Annotated in this window: 14 protein-coding genes and 1 pseudogene; 9 read left to right on the forward strand and 6 right to left on the reverse strand. The window is 68.3% G+C overall.

All coding sequences use genetic code 11. The features are described 5' to 3' along the window. Nucleotides 1-10: 10 nt before the first annotated feature. Nucleotides 11-1180, reverse strand: coding sequence for a hypothetical protein (locus AAHH99_RS23415; RefSeq protein WP_418770855.1), 1170 nt, complete (start codon nucleotides 1178-1180; stop codon nucleotides 11-13). 40 nt (nucleotides 1181-1220) lie between these two features. On the opposite strand from AAHH99_RS23415, the gene dop reads away from it, so the two are divergent. The 4 genes from dop to prcA all read left to right on the forward strand — a co-directional run bounded on the left by dop (nucleotide 1221) and on the right by prcA (nucleotide 4635). Continuing rightward, nucleotides 1221-2717 carry a pup deamidase/depupylase gene (gene dop, locus AAHH99_RS23420; RefSeq protein WP_064350045.1) on the forward strand — a complete coding sequence of 499 codons (1497 nt, stop codon included), beginning with the start codon at nucleotides 1221-1223 and terminating at the stop codon, nucleotides 2715-2717. 93 nt (nucleotides 2718-2810) lie between these two features. After that, nucleotides 2811-3005: a ubiquitin-like protein Pup gene (locus AAHH99_RS23425; RefSeq protein ID WP_064393943.1), complete on the forward strand. Its 195-nt coding sequence runs from the start codon at nucleotides 2811-2813 to the stop codon at nucleotides 3003-3005. Continuing rightward, nucleotides 3002-3895 (forward strand): proteasome subunit beta, encoded by an 894-nt coding sequence (gene prcB / locus AAHH99_RS23430; RefSeq protein ID WP_418770856.1) that lies wholly within the window; start codon nucleotides 3002-3004, stop codon nucleotides 3893-3895. The genes AAHH99_RS23425 and prcB overlap by 4 nt, the downstream gene beginning before the upstream one ends. Next, the gene (gene prcA, locus AAHH99_RS23435) at nucleotides 3892-4635 is read left to right on the forward strand and encodes a proteasome subunit alpha (RefSeq protein ID WP_418770857.1); all 744 of its coding nucleotides are present in this window, start codon (nucleotides 3892-3894) and stop codon (nucleotides 4633-4635) included. Before prcB ends, prcA begins: the two co-directional genes overlap by 4 nt. A gap of 1 nt (nucleotide 4636) precedes the next feature. Here the strand turns inward: prcA and AAHH99_RS23440 are convergent, their stop codons facing one another. From AAHH99_RS23440 to AAHH99_RS23455, 4 genes are read right to left on the reverse strand one after another with little or no spacing between them, the layout of a single operon-like run. Further along, a complete protein-coding gene (locus AAHH99_RS23440) occupies nucleotides 4637-5548 on the reverse strand; it encodes an alpha/beta fold hydrolase (protein ID WP_418770858.1) in 912 nt (303 codons plus the stop codon). Further along, complete coding sequence (locus AAHH99_RS23445; protein WP_418770859.1) at nucleotides 5545-7113, reverse strand: alpha/beta hydrolase; 1569 nt, start codon at nucleotides 7111-7113, stop codon at nucleotides 5545-5547. Before AAHH99_RS23445 ends, AAHH99_RS23440 begins: the two co-directional genes overlap by 4 nt. Continuing rightward, nucleotides 7110-7385, reverse strand: a complete 276-nt coding sequence (locus AAHH99_RS23450) for a DUF7162 family protein (RefSeq protein WP_418770860.1) — start codon at nucleotides 7383-7385, stop codon at nucleotides 7110-7112. The genes AAHH99_RS23445 and AAHH99_RS23450 overlap by 4 nt, the downstream gene beginning before the upstream one ends. Then, entirely contained in the window at nucleotides 7369-7857 is a 489-nt protein-coding gene (locus AAHH99_RS23455) for a hypothetical protein (RefSeq protein WP_418770861.1), read from the reverse strand. Before AAHH99_RS23455 ends, AAHH99_RS23450 begins: the two co-directional genes overlap by 17 nt. Before the next feature lie 52 nt (nucleotides 7858-7909). On the opposite strand from AAHH99_RS23455, the gene AAHH99_RS23460 reads away from it, so the two are divergent. Next, nucleotides 7910-8608, forward strand: coding sequence for a TetR/AcrR family transcriptional regulator (locus tag AAHH99_RS23460; RefSeq protein WP_418770862.1), 699 nt, complete (start codon nucleotides 7910-7912; stop codon nucleotides 8606-8608). 36 nt (nucleotides 8609-8644) lie between these two features. Here the strand turns inward: AAHH99_RS23460 and AAHH99_RS23465 are convergent. Then, a pseudogene (locus tag AAHH99_RS23465) lies at nucleotides 8645-8785 on the reverse strand (type II CAAX prenyl endopeptidase Rce1 family protein); the annotation flags it as partial. A 352-nt stretch (nucleotides 8786-9137) separates the two neighbouring features. Here AAHH99_RS23465 and pafA point away from each other — a divergent pair. From pafA to tatA, 4 genes are read left to right on the forward strand one after another with little or no spacing between them, the layout of a single operon-like run. Continuing rightward, entirely contained in the window at nucleotides 9138-10496 is a 1359-nt protein-coding gene (gene pafA / locus AAHH99_RS23470; RefSeq protein WP_418770863.1) for a Pup--protein ligase, read from the forward strand. Nucleotides 10497-10535: 39 nt separating this feature from the next. Further along, entirely contained in the window at nucleotides 10536-11525 is a 990-nt protein-coding gene (locus AAHH99_RS23475) for a helix-turn-helix transcriptional regulator (RefSeq protein WP_418770864.1), read from the forward strand. Then, the gene (locus AAHH99_RS23480; RefSeq protein ID WP_418770865.1) at nucleotides 11522-12484 is read left to right on the forward strand and encodes a helix-turn-helix transcriptional regulator; all 963 of its coding nucleotides are present in this window, start codon (nucleotides 11522-11524) and stop codon (nucleotides 12482-12484) included. Before AAHH99_RS23475 ends, AAHH99_RS23480 begins: the two co-directional genes overlap by 4 nt. A 35-nt stretch (nucleotides 12485-12519) precedes the next feature. Further along, nucleotides 12520-12816, forward strand: coding sequence for a Sec-independent protein translocase subunit TatA (gene tatA, locus AAHH99_RS23485; protein WP_418770866.1), 297 nt, complete (start codon nucleotides 12520-12522; stop codon nucleotides 12814-12816). The last annotated feature ends 30 nt before the right edge of the window (nucleotides 12817-12846 follow it).

Raw genomic sequence — 12846 nt, forward strand, 5'->3', positions numbered from 1 at the left:
CGGCAGGCGCTCACCGCGCCGGAACGGCGGTCCGGTAGCGGTTGCGGGCGGCCAGCGTGAGCCACAGATCGTCGAGCAGAGGGGCGATGAACCGGTCGTGATAGGCGTCGTCGCCCACCGCGCGGGCGCTGACGTACATGAACGTCAACGCTCCGAGAAACAGGGTCACTTGGATCAGCGCATCCGGAACCGGGATCGTCATGCCGAGGAATTGCCCGTCGCTGGATCCGTTGCGGGTCCATGCCGCGAGCAGCTCGGGGGAGAGCAGGATGAGGCCCAGCACCAGGAACAACAGCGCCGTAACCGTGGCCACGACCAAGATGTGGGCCAGCTGCGACACCGCGAGTACGAAGTACACGTTCCACCGCTCGGGCCGGCTCAGCGGCTTCACCTGCGCAGGATCGGGCATGTCGGCGAACGGAGTGCCGTCCAGCTTTGCGGAGTGACCCGGGTCCGGATCGGTGTCGTTGACCATGGGGCGCAACCGGTCCACGATCACCGACGCGACGAATGCCGCCGCGATCGCGGTGAGGAACGACAGCGCCAGCCAGAGTCGGGTGCGTGAGATCGTCGCCGCCATCAGCCACACCGGCGAGTTGAAGAACACCAGGAACGTCAACAGCAGCACGGGCAGAGCGCGCAACAGTAGTGAGCCGGCCGCGCTCAGATGCGCGAGGGTCACGCGGGCGGCCCAGCCCAGTATCGAGCCGACGCCCAACGCGGTGAGCGCCAGGATTGCCGCGATGGCCACTGTCACCCACACCAGGTTCCTCGGCAGGTACGGGCTCGGGCCGCCGAACACACCGCCCAGCACCGCGACTGCGACAGCGACCGCTGCGGCTGCGAGGCGACCCCGCTGAAGTGGGATGCGCGACACCCACCAACCCAGCGCCGCCGCCACCGGCAGCACCAGAATCAGCAGCACCAGCACGAACCACTCGCCCCGCGTCGGCCGTCCGTCGATGTCGATTGCGTGCTTACCCGTCAACGACACCACGGCGATGGTGTTGGCCATCAGCACCGCGAATGCGGCGAGGGCGGGGGCCGACCGCGACCACAGCTGGCGCACCGAACGGCTGGGCCGCAGCACCGCAGGCAGGCCGTGCACGAGGAACCACCGTTCGGCCGCCTGACGGCGCGCCGCATCGATGGGGGCGGGATCGACCGGATCGGATGGCACGGTCGCAGGCTACTTTCCGCCGTCACCTAGGCTTGACGACATGCAACGGATTATCGGGACCGAGGTCGAGTACGGCATCTCGTCGCCGTCCGACCCGACCGCGAATCCGATTCTGACCTCCACCCAGGCTGTGCTCGCGTACGCCGCGGCGGCCGGGATCCAGCGCGCCAAGCGCACGCGCTGGGACTACGAGGTGGAATCGCCGCTGCGCGACGCCCGTGGCTTCGACCTCAGCCGGTCGGCGGGGCCGCCGCCGGTCGTCGACGCGGACGAGGTCGGCGCGGCGAACATGATCCTGACCAACGGTGCCCGCCTGTACGTCGACCACGCCCATCCGGAGTACTCCGCACCCGAGTGCACCGACCCGCTGGACGCCGTGATCTGGGACAAGGCGGGCGAGCGCGTAATGGAGGCCGCCGCGCGGCACGTCGCCAGCGTGCCCGGCGCCGTGAAACTGCAGCTCTACAAGAACAACGTCGACGGTAAGGGCGCCTCCTACGGGTCGCACGAGAACTACCTGATGAGCCGGCAGACCCCGTTCTCCGCGGTGATCGCCGGACTGACGCCGTTTCTGGTGTCGCGCCAGGTCGTGACCGGTTCGGGGCGCGTGGGCATCGGTCCCTCCGGCGACGAGCCGGGCTTCCAGCTGTCGCAGCGCTCCGACTACATCGAGGTGGAGGTCGGCCTCGAGACGACACTCAAGCGCGGCATCATCAACACCCGCGACGAGCCGCACGCCGACGCCGACAAGTACCGCAGGCTGCACGTGATCATCGGCGATGCGAACCTGTCGGAGACCTCGACGTATCTCAAGCTCGGCACCACCGCGCTCGTGCTGGACCTGATCGAAGAGGGGATGGATCTCAGCGATCTGGCACTGGCCCGTCCCGTGCACGCGGTGCATGTGATCAGCCGCGACCCGTCGCTGCGCGCCACCGTCGCGCTGGCCGACGGTCGCGAGGTGACCGGCCTTGCGCTGCAACGGATGTACCTCGACCGGGTGGCCAAGCTCGTGGACAGCCGCGATCCGGACCCGCGTGCCGCCGACATCGTCAAGATGTGGGCCGAAGTCCTCGACCTGTTGGAGCGCGATCCGATGGAGTGCGCGGAGATCCTGGACTGGCCGGCCAAGCTGCGCCTGCTCGAGGGTTTCCGTCATCGCGAGAACCTGGGCTGGTCGGCGCCGCGGCTGCATCTGGTCGACCTGCAGTACTCCGATGTGCGGCTGGACAAGGGCCTCTACAACCGGCTGGTGGCCCGCGGGTCGATGAAGCGGCTGGTGACCGAGCAGCAGGTGCTGGACGCGGTCGACAACCCGCCGACCGACACGCGCGCGTACTTCCGCGGTGAGTGCCTGCGCCGCTTCGGGGCCGACATCGCCGCGGCGAGCTGGGACTCGGTGATATTCGATCTGGGCGGTGATTCGCTGGTCCGGATTCCCACCCTGGAGCCGCTGCGGGGCAGTAAGGCGCACGTCGGAGCCCTTCTGGACTCCGTGGACAGCGCCGTGGAACTGGTAGAACAGCTCACCAACTAGGCGCGCTATCGCAGGCAATCAGCGCGGCGACCGGTAATGTGGAGTCACGGCGGGCAGCAGTGAGCCCGCCGACAACTTACGCAGGAGGCAGCGATGGCTCAGGAGCAGACCAAGCGTGGCGGTGGTGGCGGCGAGGACGACGACCTCACCGGCAGCACGGCCGCCGGGCAGGAGCGTCGCGAGAAGCTGGCCGAGGACACCGACGACCTGCTCGACGAGATCGACGACGTCCTCGAGGAGAACGCCGAGGACTTCGTGCGCGCATACGTCCAGAAAGGTGGACAGTGACCTGGCCGCACCGCGACAAGCTGGCCTTTCCCTCGCCCCTACCTGGAGCCCCATCCGTTCCCGTGGACCTGTCGTCCTTCTCTGAACTCCTGCGCCGCCAGGCGCCCGAACTTCTACCCGCCCACGCAGGCGACGCCCATTCGGACTTCCTGCCCCACGGCACCACGATCGTCGCGCTGAAGTTCCCCGGCGGTGTGGTCATGGCCGGTGACCGCCGCGCCACCCAGGGTCACATGATCGCCAGCCGCGACGTGCAGAAGGTGTACATCACCGACGATTACACGGCCACGGGCATCGCCGGGACCGCGGCCATCGCGGTCGAGTTCGCCCGCCTCTACGCCGTCGAACTCGAGCACTACGAGAAGTTGGAAGGCGTCGCACTGACCTTCCCCGGCAAGGTGAACCGGCTCGCGACCATGGTGCGCGGCAACCTCGGTGCGGCCCTGCAGGGTTTCGTCGCGTTGCCGCTGCTCGCCGGCTACGACCTCGACGACCCCAACCCGCAAGCGGCAGGGCGCATCGTGTCCTTCGACGCGGCGGGCGGCTGGAACTTCGAAGAAGAGGGCTACCAGTCGGTGGGCTCGGGCTCCATCTTCGCCAAGTCGTCGATGAAGAAACTGTATTCACAAGTGACGGATGGCGATTCGGCGCTGCGGGTGGCCATCGAGGCGCTCTACGACGCCGCCGACGACGATTCGGCGACCGGTGGGCCCGACCTCGTGCGCGGTATCTACCCGACCGCGGTGATCATCGACGCCGACGGCGCCGAAGAGGTGACCGAGGAGCGCATCGCCGAGTTCGCCCGTCTGGTGATCGAAAACCGTTCGCGCGCTGACACATTCGGCCCGGACGCTGTCCACCGTTCGACCGATGCGCGGGGAGATTCGTGAGCTTTCCCTATTTCATCTCGCCCGAACAGGCGATGCGTGAGCGGTCCGAGCTCGCGCGCAAGGGTATCGCCAGGGGGCGCAGCGTCGTGGCGCTGGCCTATGCCGACGGCGTGCTGTTCGTCGCCGAGAACCCGTCCCGCTCGCTGCAGAAGGTGAGCGAGCTCTACGACCGGGTGGGGTTCGCCGCCGTCGGGCGGTTCAACGAGTTCGACAACCTGCGCCGCGGCGGCATTCAGTACGCCGACACCAGGGGTTATGCCTACGCGCGCCGCGACGTCACCGGACGTCAGCTGGCCAACATCTACGCCCAGACGCTGGGCACCATCTTCACCGAACAGGCCAAGCCCTACGAGGTCGAGTTGTGTGTCGCAGAGGTCGCCCACTACGGCGAGTCCAAACCTCCGGAGATGTACCGCATCACCTATGACGGGTCGATCGCCGACGAGCCCCACTTCGTGGTCATGGGCGGAACGACGGAACCGATCATCGCCGCCCTCAACGACTCCTACACCGAGAACGCCAGCCTGGAAGACGCGGTGAAGATCGCGATCGACGCGCTGCACGCCGCGGGTAACGGCGGCACCGAACAGCGCGTGCTGGGACCCTCGACCCTCGAAGTGGCGATCCTGGACGCCAATCGGCCTCGGCGCGCGTTCCGTCGGATCACCGGCTCCGCCCTGGAGCTGCTGCTGCCGGCGGTGGAGGAGACTCCGCAGGACTCCGAACCCGCCGGGGAGTAGGTCAGCCGGCGGCCGGGGTCGGCCGAGCCCGGATGAGGATGAGTTCGGCGAACTGCTCAGGGCATTCCAGCGGCGTGAAATGTCCCGCGTCGTAAGCGAAGTGCACCTGCACGTCGCTGAAGTAATGCCCGAGTCGGTCCGACCACGCGGCCGGGAACAGCGGATCATGGTGCGGCCACACCACATCGGTGGGTACGTGGATCTTGATGGCGCGCTCGGGTGGCAGTTCGGTGAGCGACTGGGCGATCATCCCGGCACCCGCGCGGTACCACGCGATCGACGCGGTGAACGCGCCGGGCAGACCGTAATCGGCCACCAGCCGTTCCAGATCGTCATCGGACGCGGTGAAATTCGGCCCGGACCAATGCGTCCAGAAGTGCCGTAGGTAGTCGCGAACCAGATCGGGGTTCCCGTCGAGCAGCTGACCCGCCAGCGGCAATTGGTGGAAGGACTGATACCAGAACTCGCTCTGCGCCTTCGCGGTCAGGACGCGGTCACCGGCACCGGGCAGCGGCGGGGACAGCACCAGCGAGCGCACCAGATCCGGCTGCATACGAGCGACGCTCTGCGCGACGCGGCTGCCCACGTCGTAGCCGGCGAGCACCACCTCGGACAGCTCGAGCTCCTTGATCAGGCCGATGATGCTGCCCGCCTGCGCGGTGGCGCTGTAGAAGTGCCGGATCGCGACCGCGTGTTTGTCCGAGCCGCCGAACCCCCGCAGGTCCGGCACGACGACATCGGCGGCATCCCCGAGCAGCGGCACCACCCGGCGATAGTCGTGGCGGTTACCGGGCCAGCCGTGCAGCAGAACCACCGGCGGCGCGCCCCTGGCGCCGAACCGGTCGTAGGCGAGCCGGAACCCGTCGACGGGCGAGCTGCGCGACCACACCGGCTTATTTTGGCCAGATGTCATCCCGGTTGTTGTGAGGTTGCGCGATCCCTGCCGATATCGCCGGTGATGACCCCCAGGATCGCGCGCCATGCGTCCGAGGGCGCGTTGAGCACGTCGGAGTGGGCGCTGGGCCCGGCCATCGGCCGCCCGTCGTCGTACCGGCCGGCGGGCAACGTGATCACACCGGTCATCTCGTCGGGGTCGGCGCCGTGCGGGCCGCCCGGGATGCCCTGCACGGCGGCGATGAAGTCGCCGGGCGGTGTCATGGAGAAGCGCAGCACATGCGGGTTCCGGTTGTGCCAGTCACCGGGCTCGTGCACTCCGACACCCGCCCCCGCGGCAGCCACGTACATCGTGCGGTCCGAGATCATGCCCAACGCCTCCGCGGTGCCCACGATCGACCCGCCGTAGGAGTGGCCGACGACGGTGACCGGGATGCGCCGGCCCGTCGAGTCCACCGTGCGGTCGACATCTTCGGTGAAGGCGACCAGCCGCGGCGCCATGGCCAGCGCGTAACGCGGGTCGGCCGCCGCCGCCAGACCGCTCACGACGTTGTCGCCGCGCGGAAACGGCCCGCCGAGATAGGTGATGGCGGCGACGTCGCCGCGGGTCGCCGAGACGAACCGGCGCGCGGTCCCGACGTTGGCCGCCGATCCGGTGATCGTCGTATTCAGCCCCGGTACGAGCACGGCGACGCTGGAGGCCGTCGCGACGTTGCCGTGCAGTTCCACCAGCGACGAACGGCCGGGGTCGAACGCCAGCACCTGGCGATCCAGGCGGGCGCGTCCGCCTGCGGGGTCGTCGATCTCTCCGAGCAGCTCCCGATACACCGCGAGCCGTTGCGGGTCGGGCTCGCGCAGCACGGCCTGTGCCACGTTGGTGCGGTTGGCCTCGACCCGCATCTCCCACGGCACGCCGTCGGTATTGCCCACCTGTGATGGGAATCCGTCGATCAACCGCTGCTGCTGCTCGGGCGTCATGGCCGCGATCTGATCGGCGATCCCGTCCTGGCCGGTGACCGGCCATGCGGCGACGACGTCGGCATCGGCGGGCTGACGACCGGCGGCAGGCAACGCGAAGGCCTCGACGATGTCGTCCGCAGCGTCGGCGTCCGCGGCGTCCAGGCGGTTCAGCGCCTCGGCGAGTTGGCCGGTCAGCTCGGCCGCACGCACGGTGAGCATCTCGATGGCGACCGGCGGGGCACCTCCGGACAGCGCGACCAGCAGCGGCGACGGCGGGTCGTGCTTCGCGACCGCCCCGGCGTCGTCGACAGAAAAACCTTCGGCGCGCGCGGTGGTGACCACGGCCATCACGTCGGCTCGGGCGGCGCTGATCTGAGCGGCGCCGTCGCGGGCCGCCGCGGCGGCGAGCACGAGTGCGCGCGAGAGCGTATCGGCCGTCGCCACAATGTTTTTCGCGCGGTGGCGGGCCGTGTCCGCGGCAGCACCGGTCCAGAAGCTGAATTCGGCGGCCAGGGAGTCGGCGTGCACGCACACGGACCGGGCGTTGCGGTCCCACCCGTCGGCCAGCCGGACCAGCGCGCCTGGAGACCAGGCTTCGGCCTGGCCGATGGTCGGCCGCGTCACCGCCCTACGCGGTCGGCGGTGCGTTGCTCCGCGCGCTCGAACGCGTCCGCAGAGATTCGGGCCGCGAGCGCCCATCCGCGCATGTTGGCGACGACCTCGGCGAGCCCGGGTGCGACGGGCGCTGACGTGGCGACGTCGGCGACGGCCGCGCCGGGCAGCTCACCCGGATTCAATTCGGGCCAACGCATCTCGGCGATCCGGTCGGCGGCGGTCATGACCCGGTCGGCGACCGCGCGCAGCTGCGTCAGGTCGATTTCAGTGATTTCCCCCATGGCTCATGCTGGCAGATTTCGCCGGCGGCCCGCTCGAGTTATCCACAGGCTTCGCCGCGACCCATCCGACATAGGTCAGCCACAGTCCCATCGCGGTCAGCAGGAGGAAGAAGATGCGGAATGCCAACAGGAGGCCGGGGCTCGACGTGGCGTCGGTGGCCCCCTCCTGGATCGCCGACGGGAAGGCCATCAGCCCCAACCCGCGTAGCGCGACGAACCAGCCGAACAGCGAAACCAGAACGGCGGTGACGCTGTACCAATACTGGTGGAACGCGATCACGACGAGGCCCATGGCCAGCATCATGGCGCCGAGCATCCACGGCAGCGCAGCGTTCTCGAACAGGTCGCCTGCCACGTGGTCAAGGACCGGTAACCGGATTGCAATGATCAGCGTGACGATGGCTTCATACGGGCCGAGCACCCGGCAGAAGAACCTGGTGCGCTGCTTGGCCTCGAGACGGGACTGGATCATGCCACCACTCCTAATTAATAAACCGACTGTCGGTCTATTATTAGCATAGGCGGTGACGCCGATCGACGTCAACGGCAGGAGGTGGACGGCAGTGGCGCGACAGGTCAACCCCGACGAGCGGGCTGCGAAGCGGCGCGAGATCCTCGACGCGACTCTGGGTCTCATGGAGGCCAAGGGTTACGAGCGGATGACCATCGACGACGTGCTCGAGAAGACGCGGATGTCGAAAGGCGCGCTGTACCATTATTTTTCCTCGAAGCAGGCGTTGCTGGAGGGCATCGTCGAAGAGATGGGAGAGGGCGGCGCGCGGCAGTTGCAGGCAGTCGTCGACGATGCCGACCTCGGGGCGCTCGACAAACTGCACGCCTACTTCCAGGCCGAAGAGACCTGGAAGGCCGAGAACGTCACGGTGGTGTCCACCCTCATGCGGCTACTACGGGACGAGAACAACGCCTTGTTGCGGCACAAGGTGACCCGGGACGCGATGCGGACCACCACGCCCATGCTGGAGCAGATCATCCGGCAAGGCTGCGGGGAGGGCGTTTTCGACACCGACTACCCGCACGAGGCGGCGGTGATCATCACCGGCATGGGGATACATCTTGCCGACGCATTCGTCGACGCGATCGAGGCTGACGGCGGTGTAGGTGCCGACCTCGGCGGTCCACGAATCCAAGCGGTGTTGGCGGCATACCTGCAGGCATTCGAGCGAATTCTGGGTGCGCCGACAGGTTCGTTGAGCCTCAAGTGAATTCAACAGTGCCCCACGCTTGACCCAGAACACGGCCGCGACCACCACCGCGACCCGGGTGACCGGCAGCGCACGTGCCAACTCCGGCACCAGGAAGCCGCGCCAGCCGATTTCCTCGCCGGCGGCCGCCGCCACGCCCGTCAACATGCCGGTGGTGCCCGTCAGTACGACGAACATCGCGGTCACCGCCCAGTCCGGCGTGCCGCCCAAGCTGAATTGCTCGGCGTCTGCTGCACGAACTCGGTGTTCGGGGAGCCGCCGAAACCCAGCAGCCAGATGCCCAGCGAGGCCACCGGGCTTAGGCGACGGGAATGATTAGCCGATCAGCACCCAGAACGGGTTGCCCAGGCAGCTCGTCAACCCGAGGAAGAGCCGACCGAGCGCCACGGCGAGGCGTCCCCGTTCGCCCCGCTGCGCTCGGCCGCGACCGTAATGCGGTGACCTTGACGGAGGGCAACGGCACTGTCAACCGCAACGTTCCGCGCGCCTTGCCCATCGCGGGCGGCGAGCAACCAGTAGTCTCGATGAGGTGCAGCGACGAATCATGGGCATCGAGACCGAATTCGGTGTCACCTGCACGTTCCACGGTCATCGCCGGCTCAGTCCAGACGAGGTGGCGCGCTACCTGTTCAGGCGAGTCGTGTCGTGGGGCCGCAGTTCGAACGTCTTCCTCCGGAACGGCGCCCGGCTCTACCTCGATGTGGGCAGCCACCCCGAGTACGCGACCGCCGAGTGCGACAGCCTCACGCAGTTGGTCACCCACGACCGGGCGGGTGAGCGGGTGCTCGAGGATCTGCTTATCGACGCCGAACAGCGGTTGGCCGACGAGGGCATCGGCGGCGACATCTACCTGTTCAAGAACAACACCGACTCGGCGGGCAACTCCTACGGCTGCCACGAGAACTACCTGATCGTGCGGGCCGGAGAGTTCTCGCGCATCTCCGACGTCCTGCTGCCGTTCCTGGTCACCCGCCAGCTGATCTGTGGCGCGGGCAAGGTGCTGCAGACCCCCAAGGCGGCGACGTTCTGCCTGAGCCAGCGCGCCGAGCACATCTGGGAGGGCGTGTCCTCGGCCACCACGCGGTCGCGCCCGATCATCAACACCCGCGACGAACCGCACGCCGACGCCGAGAAGTACCGCAGGCTGCACGTCATCGTCGGCGACTCGAACATGTGCGAGGCCACCACGATGCTCAAGGTGGGCACGGCGTCGCTGGTGCTCGAGATGATCGAGGCCGGAATCGCGTTCCGCGACTTCTCGCTGGACAACCCGATCCGCGCGATCCGGGAGGTCAGCCACGACCTGACCGGCCGGCGCCCGGTGCGGCTGGCCGGCGGCAGGCAGGCCAGCGCCCTGGACATCCAGCGCGAGTACTACGCCCGCGCCGTCGAGTACCTGCAGAGTCGAGAGCCCAACACACAGATCCAGCAGGTCGTCGACCTGTGGGGACGCCAGCTCGACGCAGTGGAGCGCCAGGACTTCGCCAAGGTCGACACCGAGATCGACTGGGTCATCAAACGAAAGCTGTTCCAGCGCTATCAGGACCGCTACAACATGGAGCTGTCCGACCCGAAGATCAGCCAGCTCGACCTCGCCTATCACGACATCAAACGCGGTCGCGGCGTGTTCGATCTGCTGCAGCGCAAGGGACTGGCCACGCGGATCACCACCGACGAGGACATCGAAGCCGCCGTCAACACGCCGCCGCAGACCACCAGGGCCAAACTGCGCGGGGAGTTCATCAGCGCCGCGCAGGAAGCCGGCCGCGACTTCACCGTCGACTGGGTGCACCTCAAGCTCAACGATCAGGCGCAGCGCACCGTCCTGTGCAAGGACCCGTTCCGGTCGGTCGACGAGCGCGTGAAGCGACTCATCGCCTCCATGTAGGCGCTCGGCCGGTGGGCGGCAAGCTCTAAGCTGGGTCGAGTGGCGATCTCCAAAGTCGAGCGGCTGATGAACCTCGTGATCGCGCTGCTGTCGACGCGGAACTTCATCACCGCCGAGCGGATCCGTCAGACGGTTTCGGGATACGCCGACAGCGCCAGCGATGAGGCCTTCTCCCGCATGTTCGAGCGCGACAAGAACGAGTTGCGCGACTTGGGCATTCCGCTGGAGACCGGAAGGGTTTCGCAGTTCGACCCGACCGAGGGCTACCGGATCAACCGCGAGGCCTACGCGCTGCCCACGGTCGAACTGACCCCCGACGAGGCGGCCGCCGTCGCCGTGGCCACCCAGTTGTGGGAATCGCCGGAGCTCATCACCGCCACCCAGGGCGCGTTGCTGAAGCTGCGCGCGGCGGGCATCGACATCGACGCCGTGGAGGCCGCACCGGCGATCACGTCGACCGCGGCCCTGCCCGGGTTGCGCGGCTCCGAGGAGGTGCTGGGAATCCTGTTGTCCGCCATCGACTCCGGACAGGCCGTGCAGTTCCCGCACCGACCGTCGCGCAGCGACCCCTACACCACCCGCACGGTGGAACCCTGGGGCGTCATCACGCACCGGGGCCGCTGGTATCTGGTGGGACACGACCGCGACCGCGACGCCACACGCACGTTCCGGCTCTCCCGCATCGGCGCCGAGGTGACCACGGTCGGACCGCCCGGTGCGGTCAAGCGACCACAGGACGCCGACCTACGCGAAGTCGTCGAACGCGCCGTTGGTGAGTGGCCCTCCGGTGGCCAGGCGCGGGTGTGGATTGCCGACGGCAAAGGGACCGCGTTGCGTCGGCGGGCCGCCTCGGCGACTCCGCAAACGCACAACGGCCGGCCAGGCCAGGTCATCACCATCGACATCGGAATGTTCGACCGGCTGGCCCGCGAGGTCGCCAGCTACGGTCCCGACGCGGTGGCGCTGGAGCCCGACTCGTTGCGCGACGACGTGGTGGCCCGGTTGACGGCGCAGGCGGGACAACAGTGACCGCCGTATCGACGCGCCTGGTCCGGCTGCTCAACATGGTGCCGTACTTCCAGGCCAACCCGAAGATCACCTACGCCGAGGCGGCCTCCGATCTCGGCGTCAGCGTCAAGCAGTTGCGCGAAGACCTGAACCAACTGTGGATGTGCGGGCTGCCGGGTTACGGACCCGGCGACCTGATCGACTTCGAGTTCTCCGGTGACACAATCGAAGTGACGTTCACCGCGGGTATCGACCACCCGCTGCGGCTGACGTCGCCGGAGGCGACGGGCGTACTGGTGGCCCTGCGCGCGCTGGCCGAAGTGCCCGGCATGGTGGACCCCGAGGCGGCGCGCAGCGCGATCGCGAAGATCGAGTCCGCCGCGGGCACGGTGGGCCAGGACGGCGCGGCGGTCGAGGAGCCGGCGCCGATCGAGAGCGAGGCGGCCGCGGCGGTGCGGGAGGCGGTGCGCGACGGACATGCCTTGTCCATCGAGTACTACTCGGCGTCGCACGACGTGTTGACCAGCCGCATCGTCGACCCGATCCGTGTGGTGCTGGTCGGCGACCACAGCTACCTGGAGGCGTGGTGCCGCACCGCCGAGGGGGTGCGGCTGTTCCGCTTCGACCGCATCGTCGACGCGCAGGTGCTGGGCGAGCCCTCGTCACCGCCACCACCGGCGGTGCAGGCCGAACCGGACACCTCGCTGTTCGACGCGGACCCCTCGCTCCCGTCGGCAACGCTGCTGATCGACCGGTCGGCGGCGTGGATGTTCGACTACTACCCGCTGCGGGTCAGCCGGGAACTGCCCGACGGCGCCGGTTGGGAGGCCGCGATGACCTACGCCTCCGACGACTGGATGGCCCGGTTCGTGCTCGGATTCGGGTCGGCGGTGCGGGTGCTCGAACCCGCCCATCTGGCCGAGAGGGTGCGGGAATCAGCGCAAGCCGCGCTGCGCGCCTACGGCGCGGAGGGCGAGTGACGGTAGACTGGCCGCGACGTCTGGAGGTGACCTAAATGGGCGGTCTACAACCCTGGCACTGGGTGATCGTTATCGCCGTATTCGTGCTGCTCTTCGGTGCCAAGAAGCTCCCGGACGCGGCACGCTCGCTCGGCAAGTCGATGCGGATCTTCAAATCGGAGATCAAGGAGATGCAGGCCGATTCCAAGTCGGACACGCCGCCGGCCACTCCGATCGCCTCCGAGCGCGTTGACAACGCTGCGGCTCCGGAGACCGGAACGACTCCGGAGTCGGATTTCGCCGCCGGAGCGGCTCCGGCGCCCGAGCAGCCATCGGACAAACGGCCGGCCTGAACGCCGAGAATCGATTGACCGCGGCCACGC

It is taken from the genome of Mycobacterium neumannii, from assembly GCF_048452905.1.
Classification (GTDB): Bacteria; Actinomycetota; Actinomycetes; order Mycobacteriales; family Mycobacteriaceae; genus Mycobacterium; species Mycobacterium neumannii_B.

Bases quoted from the DNA above. Each gene is read 5' to 3' on its own strand.
- AAHH99_RS23455 (WP_418770861.1), bottom strand. From the start codon at position 7,857: ATGATCCAGTCCCGTCTCGAGGCCAAGCAGCGCACCAGGTTCTTCTGC.
- AAHH99_RS23440 (WP_418770858.1), bottom strand. From the start codon at position 5,548: ATGACATCTGGCCAAAATAAGCCGGTGTGGTCGCGCAGCTCGCCCGTC.
- AAHH99_RS23450 (WP_418770860.1), bottom strand. From the start codon at position 7,385: ATGGGGGAAATCACTGAAATCGACCTGACGCAGCTGCGCGCGGTCGCC.
- dop (WP_064350045.1), top strand. From the start codon at position 1,221: ATGCAACGGATTATCGGGACCGAGGTCGAGTACGGCATCTCGTCGCCG.
- tatA (WP_418770866.1), top strand. From the start codon at position 12,520: ATGGGCGGTCTACAACCCTGGCACTGGGTGATCGTTATCGCCGTATTC.
- AAHH99_RS23425 (WP_064393943.1), top strand. From the start codon at position 2,811: ATGGCTCAGGAGCAGACCAAGCGTGGCGGTGGTGGCGGCGAGGACGAC.